Raw genomic sequence first — 2,639 nt, 5'->3', positions numbered from 1 at the left:
AAAATCGACCAGCATATGCAACAAGCCGCCCAAGAAATCGGGCAGCGAGTTAATAAAGCACTGGATGAATATCAAGGGGAGTTACCACAGGTTGGCGTTACCAATGTGCCGAAGAAATCTAAAGCGCCGGAGCTTTCAGCTCCAGAAGGAAACGATCTCAAAGGTGCCCCTGTTAACAAAGTTAATCCGCCATCACGTAAGGCGCCTAGTGACTTTACGCAGCATAAATCATTAAACCATAGAAAAGCGGCTGCGGGTGAGTACAATGCCCATCAATTAATGACGGAAAAAGGCTTTGTACCATTAGGTAAAACCGACGGTAATTTTAAGCCCGGCGAAACTGGTATAGATGGGATTTATTTGCACCCAAATCCACCACCTGATTATGCTTTCACTGAAGCGAAATACAATAAAAGTAAATTGGGAAAAACCAAAACAGGCAAGCAACTGAGTGATCAGTGGCTAACGGAAAAACGGCTCAGGAAAGCTGGGTTGAACGAGGAACAGATAGCAGACATACTAGAAGCCATTGAAGATAATGATGGCAGAGTCATAAAATTGCTTATCCGTAATAAATTGGATGGCAATCTAATAGTAAATATACTGGATAAAAACGCCCACAATATTGGTAAAGCAACCGGATTTTAGGACATATAAATGCAAAGAGATAATTTGAGAGATATTGATTATTACAATGATAGAGTTAACTTTAGAGTAAAGGTTATCGAAAAAAAAATACAGAAAGTCCAACCTGATAGTCAGTTTGAAGCTGAAGTCAAAATGAAAGGTTCATTTAGGCTAGTTAGTGACTCATTRTATCTTCTTCATCAGAAATACTCTCGCGGCGATGATCTCTCAGAATTTAAGCCACTTTTATTAAATATGTTGACCTACCGCCAATGGCAAAAGGACTATGCTGACGCYTTGCCAGATAAAGAGCAAGTAGARCGAATTGGCTGGGAAGAAMTAAGAGAAGATTACCTCGAAGATCATCTTAAATGGTTGAGTTTCGCTTACTGTTTAAATATGGATAAAGAATACTACCTAAAAGTGCTGAGTCTTATCGGTAATCAAGGTCAAGACGCACTATTTGATAAAATTGCTATAAYCCTAGGTGACACTAATCGTGAAATAGCAGCGGATACTCTGTTCAAAAAACGTTTCGGTAAGCTGTACAAAGTAGTTGAAGGAAGTCCAGAGCAACGTCCAGCACTTGCAAAAGCCTATCTAGAGGCTTGGTATGTCTTGGAGGGTAGCCCTGATTATCATTTAATGGATACAGATGCATACATTGGCTATTGGTGCTGGGAAATTGCGCTYGTTGTTAAATTATTCAATATTGATGATAGCAGCTTTATTGACCACCCATACTACCCCAAAGACCTCGTACATTGGCAAGATAATCAGTAGGAGATAAAGGTGCGCGATACACGGAGAAGTAACGATTATTTCGAAGCATTCTTAGTCGACATTGAAGTTGGCATCAAAGAAACACAAGAAGCCCTCGATGCAGGTAACTTTACCACACCTAGCGAGCGAGTTAATGTTGCCCAGCGTATATATCAGCTCGCGATTATGCGAGCGGTAGCGCACTACTCATACGGTGCTCACCTTGGGGATGTTAAGCGCTATACCGAAGCGATTTTGCCGTATCGCAAACAACTGACACACTACTGTGATAAGTTACCTGCAAATCATCAAATATATCGCTATGCTTTTGAAAAGCTAGGCGGGCAAATTGATGCTGTCGGCTCCCCTAATATCAATCGTTATATCTACACTTTGTGGTGGCTGGCACTCTTACAAGCCTGTGATGTCGCTCAAGCTCATATTCAAGAAGTGCTAGACGTTATTGGCGAACGCGGCAAAGACACCTTACTTGATAATATAGCCATTGCACTTGGTGATAMYGATAGACCTATTTCGCCCACACTCTACTACCCTGAAATYTATCAAAACCTTTCACTCGCTTTGACAGTACCCAGTGAACAACAGCCTGATTTACTCAACCAATTTGCACAAAATTGGTACAGTAAGTTAGAGGGCTTGGCGGACTGGCATGATAATCACAATTGTGAATGCGAATTCGAGTACACGGATTATTATATTGGTTATTGGTGCTTTGAATTAGCTTTAGTCGCTAATGTTCTAGAAATACCAAGAGAATCTTTAGAAGATAGCGGTTATGTCCCGGTTGATTTACTCAGATAACCCCCTACATACAAATATTAATGGGGCCCTTTCAGATATGAGTATTGAGGCACAAAACACATTATTTATACTTAGTCCGAGTAAGTTAAATATACACCTACATAGGTGCAAATAATGAATAAGTTTTTTGACAATTTTTATCACTTTGGTGGGTTTGGCCCAGCGATAGAAGCGATTCAACCAACAGATGAGCAAACCCAATATTACCAAGGTACTTTACCTAATAATTTACTTGAGTATTGGAAAGAATACGGCTTTTGTGGTTGGGGGAAAGGCCGTTTATGGATGGTGAATCCAAAAGATTATCAAGATATCTTGACTGAGTGGTTAAGAGGAACTCAATTCGAAAAAATGCAAAATGACGGTGTAGATAGTTTCTATGTCATTGCAATAGATGCGTTTGGAAAAATGTATATTTGGGGTAAAAA

General features: G+C 40.1%; 3 protein-coding genes and 1 pseudogene. All 4 read left to right on the top strand.

All coding sequences use genetic code 11. From position 1 onward, the window contains the following. Positions 1-648 (top strand): annotated as a pseudogene (locus tag L1D50_RS22570) (hypothetical protein); the annotation flags it as partial. A gap of 9 nt (positions 649-657) precedes the next feature. Continuing rightward, positions 658-1,410 carry a PoNe immunity protein domain-containing protein gene (locus tag L1D50_RS22565; RefSeq protein ID WP_239966892.1) on the top strand — a complete coding sequence of 251 codons (753 nt, stop codon included), beginning with the start codon at positions 658-660 and terminating at the stop codon, positions 1,408-1,410. Between the two features lie 9 nt (positions 1,411-1,419). Further along, positions 1,420-2,211 (top strand): PoNe immunity protein domain-containing protein, encoded by a 792-nt coding sequence (locus tag L1D50_RS22560; protein WP_239966891.1) that lies wholly within the window; start codon positions 1,420-1,422, stop codon positions 2,209-2,211. Positions 2,212-2,325: 114 nt separating this feature from the next. Continuing rightward, on the top strand, positions 2,326-2,639 hold a 314-nt coding region (locus L1D50_RS22555; protein WP_275660252.1), incomplete at its 3' end, for a GAD-like domain-containing protein.

The organism is Pseudoalteromonas sp. Isolate6 (assembly GCF_022398435.1).
GTDB classification, from domain to species: Bacteria; Pseudomonadota; Gammaproteobacteria; order Enterobacterales; family Alteromonadaceae; genus Pseudoalteromonas; species Pseudoalteromonas galatheae.
Note: the sequence above shows the minus strand (reverse complement) of the source record. Positions and strands in the feature narration are given on the sequence as shown.